Here is a 13,167-nt window from a genome sequence, read left to right as displayed (position 1 = left end):
GGGCGAAAGGACTGCTCAACGCTTGAGCCGGATCAAGCCTTCCTGGGCCATCGAGGCGATCAGCGTGCCGTCGCGGGCATAGAGCGTGCCGCGGCTGAATCCGCGTGATCCCGAGCTCGAGGGGCTGTCCTGCGCGTAGAGCAGCCAGCCGTCAAGCGAATGCGGGCGGTGGAACCACATCGAATGGTCGAGGCTGGCCGCCTGGATGTCGGGATCGAACAGCCCGCGCCCATGCGCGAAGGTCGAGGTGTCGAGCAGCGTCATGTCGGAGAGATAGGCGAGCAGCACCGATTGCAGCGCGCGGTCGTCTGGGACGGGGCCGGCGAGGCGGATCCAGACATTCTGCCGGGGCGGCAGCTTGTCACGGCTTTCATAGTGCTGGAGATTGACCGGCCTGAGCTCCAGCGGCCGCTCGCGCGCCCAGAAGCGTCGCACCGCTTCCGGCACCCGGTCGGCCTTTTCGAGCAATTGGCGCTGCGTCTTCAGCCCTTCCGGCGGCGGCACGTCGTCGGGCAAAGCGAACTGGTGCTCCAGCCCCTTCTCATCGACCTGGAACGAGGCCTCCAGCGAGAAGATCGCCTGCCCGTGCTGGATCGCCAGCACCCGGCGGGTGGTGAAGGAGCCGCCGTCGCGGATGCGGTCGACCTCGTAGATGATCGGCACCTTGATGTCGCCCGGCCGCATAAAATAGCCGTGCAGCGAATGCACGTAGCGGTCGGGCTCCACGGTCCGCTGCGCCGCCACCAGCGCCTGGGCGATGGTCTGGCCGCCGAACACGCGCTGCCACTCCACCTGGGGGCTGCGACCACGATACAGATTGTGTTCCAGCCTCTCGAGGTCGAGAATGCGCAGAAGCTCGTCCATGGCCGCCGTCATGTGTCGTGACCTCGCCTCAAGATTTCCTCGGCGGGTTTCCGACAGGAAGGACGGGCCGTCAAGGGCGGATGGCAGGCTGGCTTGCAAGGAGCGAAGACCATGGAAGGCAAGGCAGAGGCGAAAACCAGGTCCGGGCTCGATGTTCTGGTCGCCGGCGCCGGCTATGTCGGCCTGGCTGCCGCCGTGTCGCTGAAACAGGCGCAACCGGAGCTTGCCGTGGCCCTGGTCGATGCCGCACCCGCCGGCTCCTGGCAAAGGGACGGGCGCGCCTCGGCCATTGCGGCGGCCGCCTGCCGCATGCTCGAGCGGCTCGGCGTCTGGGCCGAGATCGCGCCGGAAGCGCAGGCAATCACCGAGATGATCATCACCGATTCGCGTGCCGCCGATCCTGTGCGCCCGGTCTTCCTCACTTTCGACGGCGAGGTGGCGTCGGGCGAGCCCTTCGCACATATGGTGGCCAACCGGGTGCTGAACGGCGCCTTGCGCCGCAGCGCCGAAAAGCTCGGCGTCGACATCATCGAAGGCGTTGCCGTGCAAGGGTTCGAAACCAATGGTGCAGGCATCACCGTGCATTTGGCCGACGGCGCGACGCTGAAGGCGCGGCTGCTGGTCGCCGCCGACGGCGTCAATTCGAAGCTGCGTGACATGGCCGGCATCAAGACGGTGAAGTGGGAATACGGCCAGTCCGGCATCGTCTGCACCGTGGCACATGAACGGCCCCACAACGGCCGTGCCGAAGAGCATTTCCTGCCCGCCGGCCCCTTCGCCACGCTGCCGCTGAAGCCGGGCGAGGACGGCTCCAACCGCTCGTCGATCGTCTGGGTCGAGCGGTCGGAAGATGCTCAGACGCTGGTCGCCGGCGACGACCTCCTCTTCGAGCATGAGCTGGAACAGCGTTTCGGCCTCAAGCTTGGCGAGATCCGCGTCGCCGACAAGCCGCGCGCCTGGCCGCTGGGTCTTACCATCGCGCGCGCCTTCGTCGCGCCGCGCGTGGCGCTTGCCGGCGATGCCGCCCACGGCATCCATCCGATTGCCGGCCAGGGCCTCAATCTCGGCTTCAAGGATGTCGCCGCCCTGGCCGAGGTGATCGTCGAGGCCGACCGGCTGGGCCAGGATATCGGCGCGCTCGACGTGCTCGAGCGCTACCAGCAATGGCGTCGTTTCGACACGGTGCAGATGGGCGTCACGACAGATGTGCTGAACCGGCTGTTTTCCAACGACATCGGTCCGCTGCGCGCAGTGCGCGATATCGGCCTCGGCCTGGTCGAGCGCATGCCGCGGCTGAAGGAATTCTTCATCCGCCAGGCGTCGGGGCTTTCAGCCGGCACGCCGCGCCTTTTGAAGGGCGAGGCGATCTGACCCGCCGCGCCATCTATGACCCGGGCACGTCATAGATCGCCCGGACCTCGATCGTGCCGAGTTCGGCCAGCGGAATGCCGCCGGCGATGTCCAGTGCCTCCTGGAGGTCCTTCGCCTCGATCATGACGAAGCCGAGCAACTGCTCCTTGGTTTCGGCGAACGGGCCGTCGGTGACCAGCCGCTTGCCCTTGCGACGGCGCACGGTTTTCGAGGTCTTCACCGATTGCAGCGCCTGCGCGACGATGAGCTTGCCTTGTTGGTCCAAGGACCGGTCATAGGCCAGCGAATCGGCGTCGAGCTTGGCCGATCCTTCCGGGGTGAGCGCGTAGAGGTCTTTCTCCTCACCATAGACCAGGCAGACATATTTCATTTCGCGCTCCCTTGCTGCGATGAATCATAGGATGCGGTGACGAGCGTGTCAGCCTTGCCTTCGACCGCTGCCGCATGGTCGAGAAGGCATGCCGCGACCGCGATGATGGCGACAGCCGCCAGCAGCCTGCGGACACCGGACGGCGGTGGCTCCAGCCAGAAGTCCTGCCGTCGTTGAGCCTTGCGGCCCGGGGTCTTCCATATTGCGAAAAACAGATTGTCCATGTGAACCTCCATCCGGCCACAATCCCGTGGTCGCCCGCAGGACGGCCGGGCCGAATGGAAGCCGACATTTTTGCACGCGGTTTTTTTTCTAAAGGAATGAACCGTCATCACGCCGTGGTCCAAACAGCGCAGTGGTCTTCGCGCATGCCCGCGTTATAGTTGGCCGGACGCTGGGCTCACCTGGACAAGTTCACGACAACCAAGGAGGAATTCATGGACCGCACCGCAACCGCCGTCTGGAAGGGCAATCTGAAGGACGGCAAAGGCACGCTCGACAGCCAGAGCGGGACCCTGAACGGCACGCCCTATTCGTTCAAGGCACGCTTCGAGGACGAGAGCGGCAAATCCGGCACCAATCCGGAAGAGCTGATCGCGGCCGCGCACGCCGGCTGCTACGCCATGCAGCTGTCGCATTTCCTGGCCGAGAACGGCACCCCGGCAGCCGAGCTCGACGCCAAGGCCGTGGTGACGCTGGTTCCCGGCACCGGCATCACGGGCAGCGCGATCACCCTTGTCGGCAAGGTGCCCGGCATCGACGCCGCGAAGTTCAAGGAATTGGCCGAGAAGGCCAAGGCCGAATGCCCTGTTTCCAAAGCGCTGGGCGCCATCAACGTATCGCTCGACGCCAGGCTCGGCTGAGACCACGGCATCCCGGCGCGCATGGTCGCGCCGGACACGCCCGACCGCTCAGGCGCCCAGCGCGTCGAGCCGGGCGCGAAGGGCTGCGACTTCCTGCTCCAGCGCCTCCACTCTCGCTTCGAGGTCGGAAGCGGGCACGGCCGATGCAGTGCGCTGCGCCGACAGGGCGGCAACGTCAACCGGCCCGGCGAGGAGATGCACATAGCGGTCCTCGCGTTGGCCTGGACCGCGCGGGATTTCCTGAACGAGCGGCGGTCGACGGCCGATCAGCATATCGAGTTCACCGCGCAAATCCTCGATCGATGAAAACCTTGCCATGCGCTCGCTGCGTGCCAACAATTCATGCGCCGTCTGCGGCCCGCGCAGCAAAAGCAGACCGACCAAGGCGGTCTGAGGCGTGGTCAGCGAGAAGCGCTGCGCCATCTGGTGCTCGTAGCGCTCGACGCGGGAGCCGAACATCTGCCGCACCAGCCCCTTCTGCTCGAGCAGCTTCAGCGCCCGGTGCACCTCTGTCTGCTCCAGCGCCATGACGGGCTCGCGCGCCGTCTTCTGGTTGGCGGCGGCAAGCGCTGCGTTGAGGGTCAACGGATAGACGTCCGGCGTCAGCTCCTTCTTCTCGATGAGGCAGCCGAGCACACGCGCTTCGGGAGGAGACAGGATGGGGAGGTCCGTCATTGGATTGCAATCCTTTTTGAAGCTGGCAAGACAGCGCCCCTTTTGTCCTGCCGGAGAAAGGGGGCGCGAAGGATCGCTGCGTTCAAGATTGCCGCGAGCGAGCGCCTAAACCCTTCTCTCCACCATCATCTTCTTGATTTCCGCGATCGCCTTGGCCGGATTCAAGCCCTTGGGGCAGGTCTGCGCGCAGTTCATGATGGTGTGGCAGCGATAGAGCCGGAAGGGGTCCTCGAGATTGTCGAGCCGCTCGCCCGTGGCCTCGTCGCGGCTGTCGATCAGCCAGCGATACGCCTGCAGCAGGGTTGCCGGGCCGAGATAACGGTCGCCGTTCCACCAATAGCTCGGGCAAGAGGTCGAGCAACAGGCGCATAATATGCATTCGTAGAGCCCGTCGAGCTTCTCGCGCTCCTCATGGCTCTGCAGCCATTCCTTGGCCGGCTGCGGCGAGACCGTCTTCAGCCACGGTTCGATCGAGGCGTGCTGGGCGTAGAAATTGGTGAGATCGGGCACCAGGTCCTTGATGACGGGCATATGCGGCAGCGGGTAGATCTTGACAGCACCCGATATGTCGTCGCAGCCCTTGGTGCAGGCGAGCGTGTTGGAGCCGTCGATATTCATGGCGCAGGAGCCGCAGATGCCTTCCCGGCAGGAGCGGCGCAAGGTCAGCGTCGGGTCGATCTTGTTCTTGATCCAGAGCAGCGCATCCAGCACCATCGGCCCGCAATCGTCCATGTCGACGAAATAGGTGTCCATGCGCGGGTTCTCGTCATCATCCGGCGACCAGCGGTAGATGCGGTATTCCCTGAGATTGGTCGCGCCTTCCGGCTTCGGCCAGGTCTTGCCCTGCTGGATCTTCGAGTTCTTGGGGAGCGTGAGTTCGACCATTACCTCAGGTCCTTTCGGATGACGCGGCTGGACGTCATTTCAATACACCCTGGCCTTGGGCGCGATCTTGGCGAGACTGATGCCGCCGTCCTTTTCGGCCAGCAGCGGTTCGGTGTGCACCGGGCGGTAGGAGAGCGTCACCTCACCGGTCTCGCTCAGATGGGCGAGCGTGTGCTTGCGCCAGTTGGCGTCGTCGCGGGCCGAGAAATCCTCCCGCGCGTGCGCGCCACGGCTCTCCTTGCGGGCCTCGGCGCCGTAGACCGTGGTGATGGCGTTGGCCATCAGGTTTTCCAGCTCCAGCGTCTCCACCAGGTCGGAGTTCCAGATCATCGAGCGATCGAAAACCTTTATGTCCTTGAGCTCGCCCCAGATCTGCGAAATGCGCTTGCAACCGTTCTCCAGCGATTCCTGCGTGCGGAACACCGCCGCGTCTTCCTGCATGGCACGCTGCATCTTTTCGCGCAGAACCGCCGTCGGCGTCGAGCCGTTGGCGTGGCGCAGCCGGTCGAAGCGATCCATGATCTTGTCGACCGAGGCCTGGTTGGGCGACGGGATCGCCGACTTGCGATCGATGACCTGGCCAGCGCGGATCGCCGCCGCGCGTCCGAACACGACCAGGTCGATCAGCGAGTTCGATCCCAGCCGGTTGGCGCCGTGCACCGAGGCGCAGCCGGCCTCGCCTACCGCCATCAGGCCGGGCGAGACCCGATCGGGATTAAGGATCGTCGGGTTGAGCACCTCGCCCCAGTAATTGGTCGGCACGCCGCCCATATTGTAGTGCACCGTCGGCAGCACCGGAATCGGCTCCTTGGTGAGGTCGACGCCGGCGAAGATCTTTGCCGATTCCGAGATGCCGGGCAGCCGCTCGTGCAGCACCGCCGGATCGAGATGATCGAGGTGCAGGAAGATATGGTCCTTGTTCTTGCCGACGCCGCGGCCCTCCCGGATTTCCAGCGTCATGCAGCGCGAGACGACATCGCGCGAGGCAAGGTCCTTGGCCGACGGCGCGTAGCGCTCCATGAACCGCTCGCCCTCGGAATTGACGAGATAGCCGCCCTCGCCGCGCGCGCCTTCGGTGATCAGGCAGCCGGCCCCGTAGATGCCGGTCGGGTGGAACTGCACGAACTCCATGTCCTGTAAAGGGAACCCCGCCCGCGCGGCCATGCCGCCGCCGTCGCCGGTGCAGGTGTGGGCCGACGTCGCCGAGAAATAAGCGCGGCCATAGCCGCCTGTCGCCAGCACAACCATCTTGGCCGAGAAACGGTGGATGGTGCCGTCGTCGAGGTTCCAGGCGACGACGCCGGTGCATGTACCGTCCGGCTCCATGATCAGGTCGAGCGCGAAATACTCGATGAAGAACTGCGCGTTGTTCTTCAGCGACTGGCCGTAGAGCGTGTGCAGGATGGCGTGGCCGGTGCGGTCGGCGGCCGCGCAAGTGCGCTGCACGGGCGGGCCATCGCCGTAATTCATCATGTGGCCGCCGAACGGCCGCTGGTAGATCTTGCCCTCTTCCGTGCGCGAGAACGGCACGCCGTAGTGCTCGAGTTCGTAGACGGCGGCCGGCGCTTCACGCACCAGATATTCCATGGCGTCGACATCGCCCAGCCAGTCCGAACCCTTGACGGTGTCGTACATGTGCCACTGCCAGGAGTCCGGGCCCATGTTGGAAAGCGAAGCGGCAATGCCGCCCTGCGCCGCCACCGTGTGCGAGCGGGTCGGGAAAACCTTGGTGATACAGGCGGTGCGCAGGCCCTGTTCGGCCATGCCCAGCGTAGCGCGCAGTCCCGCGCCTCCGGCACCGACGACCACGACGTCGAATTTGTGGTCGACATAGGTATAGCCTGCCGTATTGGCTTCTTTCGCGTCCTTGGCCAAAACGTCAGCCTCCGAATGCCAGTTTGAGCAGGGCGAAGAGCGAAGCCACGCCGACCGCTACGGTGAAGAAAGTGTTGAGGGCGATCAGCGCCAGCTTCATGCCTTCGCCATGCACGTAATCCTCGATGATCACCTGCATGCCGATCCGCATGTGATAAAGCGGCGAGATGAGCACAAGGGCCATCATCAGCGCCACGAGCGGGTTGGCGAGCGCTGCCCGCACCTCCGCATAACCGGCGCCGTTGAGCGCGACCAGGAACCCGGTGAAGAACAGGATCAGCGGGATGTTGGCGATTGCCGTGAGGCGCTGGCGCCAGAAATGCCCGGTGCCTTCGCGGGCGGACCCCAGGCCGCGGACTTTCGCCAGCGGCGTGCGCATGTCGGTCTTTCCAGTGCTCATGGTCAGGCTCCTCGCGCCATATAGCCGGCGATCCAGATCAGCAGCGTGAGCAGGACCGAGCCGGCCAGGGTCGCCCAGGCGATCTTGGAGGCGGTATGCTTTTCGAGACCGGCGCCGGTATCCCAGATCAGGTGGCGCACGCCGCCCAGCATGTGGTGCATGAGCGCCCAGGTGTAGCCGAACAGGATCAGCCGTCCGAGCCAGGTTCCGAAGGCCCAGCTCACCCAATCGAAAGTGGCTTGCGAGCTCGCCGCCGCCATCAGCCATATCGCGACCAGGAGCGTGCCGAAATAGAGCGCGCCACCGGTGATGCGATGGATGATCGACATCGTCATGGTGATCGGCGGCCGGTACACGCTGAGGTGCGGCGAAAGCGGCCGTTCACGTCTGGCGAATTCGCGGGTGGCTGGTGATTTGCTCATGGCTCCCCCAGTTCGGCGTTCCTGGAGCCTCAGGTGGAAATGCGGCATTGCCGCTTCCGGTTGCGACTTCGGACAGCCGGTTTCTAATGCTCTTTTTGCACCGCGTCAAAGCCAGAAAACCGTTTCGAAAACGTAATTTAGTCTGATTAAAAGGCAGGTCCGGGCTTCAATCGATTAGGCGTCGACGATGCCAAGCCGGCCCGTTCTCGCTGCGGTGCAGCATATATGTGGCGGGCGCGGGCTTCGGCTCAGCGGGTGCAGGTCAGTGGCGCCGAGCCCGCTTTCATCACCAGCGCCTCGCGACCGTTGATCACGATCGCGTCATGTGCCTCGTTAACCATGTTTATCAAGACATGGGTGAGAACCGCGCCAGCCTCTTAACAAAGGTTAAGAAAAGGTTAATTTCCGATTCGAGGAGGCTTTGTCTCCAACATGGAGGACGGCATGCGTTCGAATTCGGGCAGATCGCGCCTTGCGGCGCTCACAGTGGCGGTATTGGCCGTCGGCTTCGCCGCGCCGGCGCTGGCGGACGGACGCCACCAGGATCGGGTCTACGCCGATTCCTTCGGCAATCTCGTCATCGACAGTGCCGCCGGCTACAGGCGCATCCTCGTCGGCGAAGGCAAGCTCGCCAAGCAACTGTCCGACTATACCAGCGCCGGCCAGCCCAAGGTGATCTACGAGAACGGGGCTGACGAGATGTCGGGCTATGGCGACTGCTATCGGCCGCCGGTGTTCGTGAAGGGGCGCAGTTATATGTATGGCCTCTCCGACGGCGAGATGCCCGAGCTCAGCCCCTGCCGCTGAACAGCGCCACGGCCTCTGGCCTGGCTGGCCCGGCGGAAACGCGCACGCAGTCGCGCCCGGCATCCTTCGCCTGATAGAGCGCTTCATCGGCACGTCGCATCAGGTCGGAAAAATGCTCGCCGGCATGAAGTTCGGCGACGCCGAAGCTCGCCGTGCAGCGATTGTCGGCGGGGAGCCCGTCGATGGGCAGCGTCCCGAAGGCGCTGCGCGCGCCTTCGGCGAACAGCCGCGCGGCGGCAAGGTGGGTGCCTGGCAGGATGATGGCGAACTCCTCGCCGCCTATACGACCGGCGACATGGTGGTCGGCCGCGGCCTCGCGCAGGAAGCGGGCAAAGGCCTCGATGACCCGGTCGCCCGAGGCATGGCCGTAATTGTCGTTGATGGACTTGAAGTGGTCGAGATCGGCGATGACCAGCGCGACTGGGACGCCGCGGCGCGCCGCTTCCCCCAGCGCCCTCTCGGCGTGATGCTCGAAGCCGCCGCGGTTGAGGAGCCGCGACAGCGTGTCCGTTTCCGATTTCGACGTCGCCTCGGCGAGCACGTCGCGCACCAGTATGGCCAGCGCCAGCAAGGCCAGCGCCACGCCGAACACGGTGCCGAGCGATTGCGATACCAGGGCATAGCTGGTCTGCAGATAGGATTGTGGGGCGGCGCCGCGGCCGCCAAGCGCATCGGCGATGAATGGCTTGCTGGCGAACTGCATGGCGCTGGCCGCCAGCACCGCCATCAGCATCCGATCGAGCCGGTCACGCCTTTGCCTGGACGACCAGACAATGCCGAACCCGGTAAGCTGCATGACGGCGTAGGGCAGTTGGTAGGCCATCTTGCTGACTAGGGACTGGCGCGGCAGATCCTGGGCGAAATAGACCGCGACAGACGCAACGGCCAGGATCAGGAGCATCGCCGACCAGGGCGGCGTCACGCCATATCTATGCGCAAGCCCGCCGTTGAAGGCGATGGTGGCGCCAAGGAAAACGGCAAAGGCTGCGACGACCACCAGCCGCGCATTGTCGAAGGCGGGGATGCTGAATTCCACGACGAAATAGGCCATGCCCAGCACATAGCCGAACGCCAGCCAGCGTGCCGAGACGCGTCCGATGCCATAGACGGCAATCGCCATGAAGGCCGCCGCCAGCAGCCCGGCAACGAATAGATTGATGACAAGGATGAAGTCCGCGCCGCCCATGATTTCCCAAGCCCCTGACGGCAGCAAACCATCGACGGGCGAAAAAGAAGTTAACGTCAGGTCATATCGAGGCTCGCGCACGCCTCGGACATTGGCCGAAGGATGGTTGCCATCGCCCTTCAGGGCGAAGCAAGGAACGAAGCGGTGCGGCGCGGGTCCTGGATGATGAAGGCGTCGGGCCGATCGCCTTCAGCCGGCTTTGAGCGGCTCCGGCACAAACAGCGTTTCCGGCCGCTCATAGGACAGGCGCACGCTGTCGCGGCCGTTCTTTTTGGCCTTGTAGAGAGCCTCGTCGGCGCGGCGCATCAACGGCTCCAGCGCTTCGTCGCCGCTGCGCGCCGCCACGCCGAAACTGGCGGTGACCTTGGTGCCGGGCGGAAGTCCGTCGACGCCGCCGGCCGAGTAGGCCACGCGCACGGTCTCTGCGAGCAGCCGCGCGGCGGCAAGGTCGGTCAAGGGCAGGAGCACCGCGAATTCCTCGCCGCCGATACGTCCGGCCTCACCGCGCGCACCGGCGGCGGCGCGAAGCTTGGCGGCGAAGTCGGCGATCACCCGGTCGCCCGCGGCATGCCCATGCAGGTCGTTGAGCGCCTTGAAGTGGTCGAGATCGGCCAGCACAAGGGCCACCGGCAATTTCGCCGCCGCGCAGCGTTGCAAGAGCAGTGCCGCCCGTTGCTCGAAGCCGCGCCGGTTGAGGAGGCGAGACAGCGGATCTGTGTAGGTTTCGACCTTCAACGCCTTCATCACGTCGAGCGCGGCGGCGGAGAACAGGCAAAGCGCGATCAGCAGCGACAGCAGCGCATGCGACAGCAACGCCGTCGTCCAATAGGAGGATGTATAGAGCTCGTCATAGGTCGCGAAAGGCCCGTGCGCGACGATGACGGCAAGCGTGCGCACGAAGAAATTCAGCCCCGCGAGCAATGCCAGGACGAACAGGATATTTTCCGTCGGGCCATTGCCACGCACCTTGCGCAATTCGGCGGCCGCCACCAGGCTGATGCCGCCGAGCGCGAAATTGATGACGAGGACCCGCCATGTCAGGTCCGGCTGGACGAACAGGAACCAGCAAAAGGCGGCCATGCCGCCGCTCGCCAAGACGCAAAGCCCGGCATAGGGCACTCGCCGGCCATGCCGCGCCACGATCGCGCCGGCCAGGCAGGATCCGGCAACGCAGAAGCATAGGTTGGAGAGCAGCTTCGACGGTGCCAGGCCAACGGGCAGCGTGAAATGCTGGAACAGGAACCCGGCCGCCGCAAGCGAATAGCTTACCGCCAGCACGGCCAGATAGGGACGGTGGCGCTGATAGAACCAAAGCACGAGGAACGCCGCGCCGAGGGCCAGCGCGATCGTCGGGTTTAGCAACGCTATCAGCAGGCCGGTGTCCAAAGGACCGTGACTTCCCCTCGCTTGACGTCGGGGAAGACCTTAGGCTGCAAGCCCAAACAAGCGGTTAAGCGAAAGCGAATATGCGTCACGCTGGTGCGGAGCGTGACGTGGAACCGGCGCGCCGGACCTGCGTTTGTCCAGCGCAGAAGAGGAACCGATAATGGCCGATACAATCACCCTGACCGATCACGAGGCAATCCGTTCATGGGCCGCTTCACGCGCCGGCTTTCCGGCCATTGTCGACGTGTCGCCCGAGGCCGGCACGCAGGCGATGCTGCGGCTGGTATTCGGCCAGCACGCCTATGAGGACGAAGACCAGCCGGAGCGCCCGATCAATGCCGGAGGTTATGAGCTGGTCGAGTGGGACGAATGGTTCAAACTCTTCGATGAACGCGGGCTGGCCCTGGTGGTCGCCGCCGAAGAACCCGGGCGCCGCGAGCAGTTCCACGAGATCATCCGCCGCGACGACCGGTGAAGCTCCAAACATGCTCTGAACGCTTAAGCAGAAGGCCCGGATCGCATCGCGATCCGGGCCCTTGCGTTTCGATCGAACCAGCCGCGGTTTACTTCCAGTCGCGAATATCGACGAAGTGGCCGGCGATCGCCGCCGCCGCAGCCATGGCCGGCGACACCAGATGGGTGCGCCCCTTGAAGCCCTGCCGGCCCTCGAAATTGCGGTTCGAGGTCGAGGCGCAGCGCTCATGCGGCTTCAGCCGGTCGTCGTTCATGGCAAGGCACATCGAGCAGCCCGGCTCGCGCCAGTCGAAGCCGGCGGCGAGGAAGATCTTGTCCAGCCCTTCGGCCTCGGCCTGTTCCTTGACCAGGCCGGAGCCCGGCACGATCATGGCGTTGACGCGCGGATTGACTTTTCGGCCCTCGACCACCTTGGCGGCGGCGCGCAGATCCTCGATGCGGCCGTTGGTGCAGGAGCCGATGAAGACACGGTCGAGGGCGATGTCGGTGATCTTCGTTCCCGGCGTCAGGCCCATATAGTCGAGCGCGCGCTGCTTTGAGGTGCGCTTGTTTTCGTCGGTGATGTCTTCCGGGTTCGGCACAATCCCTTGCACCGAGACAACATCCTCCGGGGAAGAGCCCCAGGAGACGATCGGCGGCAGTTTGGCCGCATCGAGCACGATCACCTTGTCGAAATGCGCGCCTTCGTCGGATTGCAGTGTCTTCCAGTAGGCGAGCGCGGCGTCCCAGGCGGCGCCCTTGGGCGCGCGCGGCTTGTCCTTGACATAGGCGAAGGTCGTCTCGTCAGGTGCGATCAGGCCGGCGCGCGCGCCGCCCTCGATCGACATGTTGCAGATCGTCATGCGGCCTTCCATCGACAGCGAGCGGATCGCCTCGCCGGCATATTCGATGACATAGCCGGTGCCGCCGGCGGTGCCGATCTCCCCGATGATGGCGAGGATAATGTCCTTGGCGGTGACGCCTTCCGGCAACTGGCCGTCGACGCGCACCAGCATGTTCTTGGCCTTACGCTGGATCAGCGTCTGCGTCGCCAGCACGTGCTCGACCTCCGACGTGCCGATGCCGTGCGCCAGCGCGCCGAAGGCGCCGTGGGTGGAGGTGTGGCTGTCGCCGCAGACGATGGTCATGCCGGGCAAGGTGAAACCCTGCTCCGGCCCGATGATGTGGACGATGCCCTGGCGGATGTCATTCTCGGAATAATATTCGACGCCGAAATCCTTGGCGTTCCTGGCCAGCGCCTCGACCTGGATGCGGCTTTCCTCGTTCTTGATGCCGAACTTGCGCTCGGGCGAGGTTGAGACGTTGTGGTCGACCACGGCCAGCGTCTTTTCGGGATGACGGACTTTGCGGCCACTCATGCGCAGGCCCTCGAAGGCCTGCGGGCTGGTCACCTCATGGACGAGGTGGCGGTCGATATAGAGCAGGCAGGTGCCGTCGTCCTGGCGGTCGACGACGTGGTCGTCGAAAATCTTGTCATAGAGGGTGCGCGGTGCGCTCATGTGCGTAAATCCGTCGATATGAGAAAGGGAAGGGCAGACGCCGAGATGTCAGGCGAAACGAGTTGATCAGTCGGCCCGCGTAAGTCGGCT

The 13,167-nt window shown here is 64.8% G+C and carries 15 protein-coding genes; 4 read left to right on the top strand and 11 right to left on the bottom strand.

Annotated features, from left to right (window positions below):
- Positions 1 to 15: 15 nt before the first annotated feature.
- Complete coding sequence (gene tesB / locus LB545_RS02100; protein WP_224704341.1) at positions 16 to 876, bottom strand: acyl-CoA thioesterase II; 861 nt, start codon at positions 874 to 876, stop codon at positions 16 to 18.
- Positions 877 to 975: 99 nt separating this feature from the next.
- On the opposite strand from tesB, the gene LB545_RS02095 reads away from it, so the two are divergent.
- On the top strand, positions 976 to 2,235 hold the full coding sequence (locus LB545_RS02095; protein WP_140728659.1) for a ubiquinone biosynthesis hydroxylase: 1,260 nt from the start codon (positions 976 to 978) through the stop codon (positions 2,233 to 2,235).
- Between the two features lie 13 nt (positions 2,236 to 2,248).
- Here the strand turns inward: LB545_RS02095 and LB545_RS02090 are convergent, their stop codons facing one another.
- Entirely contained in the window at positions 2,249 to 2,605 is a 357-nt protein-coding gene (locus LB545_RS02090) for a YciI family protein (protein WP_140492691.1), read from the bottom strand.
- The gene (locus tag LB545_RS02085; RefSeq protein WP_140554839.1) at positions 2,602 to 2,829 is read right to left on the bottom strand and encodes a hypothetical protein; all 228 of its coding nucleotides are present in this window, start codon (positions 2,827 to 2,829) and stop codon (positions 2,602 to 2,604) included. The genes LB545_RS02090 and LB545_RS02085 overlap by 4 nt, the downstream gene beginning before the upstream one ends.
- Before the next feature lie 213 nt (positions 2,830 to 3,042).
- On the opposite strand from LB545_RS02085, the gene LB545_RS02080 reads away from it, so the two are divergent.
- Positions 3,043 to 3,468 carry an OsmC family protein gene (locus LB545_RS02080; protein WP_140492697.1) on the top strand — a complete coding sequence of 142 codons (426 nt, stop codon included), beginning with the start codon at positions 3,043 to 3,045 and terminating at the stop codon, positions 3,466 to 3,468.
- Positions 3,469 to 3,516: 48 nt separating this feature from the next.
- On the opposite strand, the gene LB545_RS02075 is transcribed toward LB545_RS02080, so the two are convergent.
- The 5 genes from LB545_RS02075 to sdhC form a co-directional block, all read right to left on the bottom strand.
- Positions 3,517 to 4,143 carry a YceH family protein gene (locus LB545_RS02075; protein WP_140559263.1) on the bottom strand — a complete coding sequence of 209 codons (627 nt, stop codon included), beginning with the start codon at positions 4,141 to 4,143 and terminating at the stop codon, positions 3,517 to 3,519.
- A 105-nt stretch (positions 4,144 to 4,248) separates the two neighbouring features.
- The gene (locus tag LB545_RS02070) at positions 4,249 to 5,028 is read right to left on the bottom strand and encodes a succinate dehydrogenase iron-sulfur subunit (protein WP_140518103.1); all 780 of its coding nucleotides are present in this window, start codon (positions 5,026 to 5,028) and stop codon (positions 4,249 to 4,251) included.
- Positions 5,029 to 5,067: 39 nt separating this feature from the next.
- The gene (sdhA, locus tag LB545_RS02065; RefSeq protein ID WP_140518102.1) at positions 5,068 to 6,903 is read right to left on the bottom strand and encodes a succinate dehydrogenase flavoprotein subunit; all 1,836 of its coding nucleotides are present in this window, start codon (positions 6,901 to 6,903) and stop codon (positions 5,068 to 5,070) included.
- A gap of 4 nt (positions 6,904 to 6,907) precedes the next feature.
- Positions 6,908 to 7,303 carry a succinate dehydrogenase, hydrophobic membrane anchor protein gene (sdhD, locus tag LB545_RS02060; protein ID WP_140518101.1) on the bottom strand — a complete coding sequence of 132 codons (396 nt, stop codon included), beginning with the start codon at positions 7,301 to 7,303 and terminating at the stop codon, positions 6,908 to 6,910.
- 2 nt (positions 7,304 to 7,305) lie between these two features.
- A complete protein-coding gene (gene sdhC / locus LB545_RS02055; protein ID WP_140518100.1) occupies positions 7,306 to 7,725 on the bottom strand; it encodes a succinate dehydrogenase, cytochrome b556 subunit in 420 nt (139 codons plus the stop codon).
- Between the two features lie 444 nt (positions 7,726 to 8,169).
- On the opposite strand from sdhC, the gene LB545_RS02050 reads away from it, so the two are divergent.
- A complete protein-coding gene (locus tag LB545_RS02050) occupies positions 8,170 to 8,532 on the top strand; it encodes a hypothetical protein (protein ID WP_224704340.1) in 363 nt (120 codons plus the stop codon).
- On the opposite strand, the gene LB545_RS02045 is transcribed toward LB545_RS02050, so the two are convergent.
- Together LB545_RS02045 and LB545_RS02040 are read right to left on the bottom strand one after the other, a co-directional pair.
- Positions 8,516 to 9,718: a sensor domain-containing diguanylate cyclase gene (locus LB545_RS02045; RefSeq protein ID WP_140492718.1), complete on the bottom strand. Its 1,203-nt coding sequence runs from the start codon at positions 9,716 to 9,718 to the stop codon at positions 8,516 to 8,518. The two genes, LB545_RS02050 and LB545_RS02045, sit on opposite strands and share 17 nt — an antisense overlap.
- Positions 9,719 to 9,907: 189 nt before the next feature.
- Positions 9,908 to 11,104 carry a sensor domain-containing diguanylate cyclase gene (locus LB545_RS02040; RefSeq protein WP_140554844.1) on the bottom strand — a complete coding sequence of 399 codons (1,197 nt, stop codon included), beginning with the start codon at positions 11,102 to 11,104 and terminating at the stop codon, positions 9,908 to 9,910.
- Between the two features lie 160 nt (positions 11,105 to 11,264).
- Here LB545_RS02040 and LB545_RS02035 point away from each other — a divergent pair, with 160 nt between their 5' ends.
- Positions 11,265 to 11,579: a hypothetical protein gene (locus LB545_RS02035; protein WP_140492726.1), complete on the top strand. Its 315-nt coding sequence runs from the start codon at positions 11,265 to 11,267 to the stop codon at positions 11,577 to 11,579.
- Positions 11,580 to 11,667: 88 nt separating this feature from the next.
- On the opposite strand, the gene leuC is transcribed toward LB545_RS02035, so the two are convergent.
- A complete protein-coding gene (gene leuC, locus LB545_RS02030; RefSeq protein WP_140524672.1) occupies positions 11,668 to 13,077 on the bottom strand; it encodes a 3-isopropylmalate dehydratase large subunit in 1,410 nt (469 codons plus the stop codon).
- Positions 13,078 to 13,167 lie beyond the last annotated feature (90 nt).

This window comes from Mesorhizobium sp. BR1-1-6, assembly GCF_020165355.1.
Taxonomy (GTDB): domain Bacteria; phylum Pseudomonadota; class Alphaproteobacteria; order Rhizobiales; family Rhizobiaceae; genus Mesorhizobium.
The sequence above is the reverse complement of the archived record's forward strand: the minus strand, read 5'-3'. Positions and strand labels throughout refer to the sequence as shown.

What these genes read in the sequence shown, in the direction of transcription:
- LB545_RS02035 (WP_140492726.1), top strand. Translation starts at nt 11,265, where the DNA reads ATGGCCGATACAATCACCCTGACCGATCACGAGGCAATCCGTTCATGG.
- LB545_RS02080 (WP_140492697.1), top strand. Translation starts at nt 3,043, where the DNA reads ATGGACCGCACCGCAACCGCCGTCTGGAAGGGCAATCTGAAGGACGGC.
- LB545_RS02050 (WP_224704340.1), top strand. Translation starts at nt 8,170, where the DNA reads ATGCGTTCGAATTCGGGCAGATCGCGCCTTGCGGCGCTCACAGTGGCG.
- sdhD (WP_140518101.1), bottom strand. Translation starts at nt 7,303, where the DNA reads ATGAGCACTGGAAAGACCGACATGCGCACGCCGCTGGCGAAAGTCCGC.
- tesB (WP_224704341.1), bottom strand. Translation starts at nt 876, where the DNA reads ATGACGGCGGCCATGGACGAGCTTCTGCGCATTCTCGACCTCGAGAGG.
- LB545_RS02090 (WP_140492691.1), bottom strand. Translation starts at nt 2,605, where the DNA reads ATGAAATATGTCTGCCTGGTCTATGGTGAGGAGAAAGACCTCTACGCG.
- LB545_RS02075 (WP_140559263.1), bottom strand. Translation starts at nt 4,143, where the DNA reads ATGACGGACCTCCCCATCCTGTCTCCTCCCGAAGCGCGTGTGCTCGGC.
- LB545_RS02085 (WP_140554839.1), bottom strand. Translation starts at nt 2,829, where the DNA reads ATGGACAATCTGTTTTTCGCAATATGGAAGACCCCGGGCCGCAAGGCT.
- sdhC (WP_140518100.1), bottom strand. Translation starts at nt 7,725, where the DNA reads ATGAGCAAATCACCAGCCACCCGCGAATTCGCCAGACGTGAACGGCCG.
- LB545_RS02045 (WP_140492718.1), bottom strand. Translation starts at nt 9,718, where the DNA reads ATGGGCGGCGCGGACTTCATCCTTGTCATCAATCTATTCGTTGCCGGG.
- LB545_RS02070 (WP_140518103.1), bottom strand. Translation starts at nt 5,028, where the DNA reads ATGGTCGAACTCACGCTCCCCAAGAACTCGAAGATCCAGCAGGGCAAG.
- LB545_RS02095 (WP_140728659.1), top strand. Translation starts at nt 976, where the DNA reads ATGGAAGGCAAGGCAGAGGCGAAAACCAGGTCCGGGCTCGATGTTCTG.
- leuC (WP_140524672.1), bottom strand. Translation starts at nt 13,077, where the DNA reads ATGAGCGCACCGCGCACCCTCTATGACAAGATTTTCGACGACCACGTC.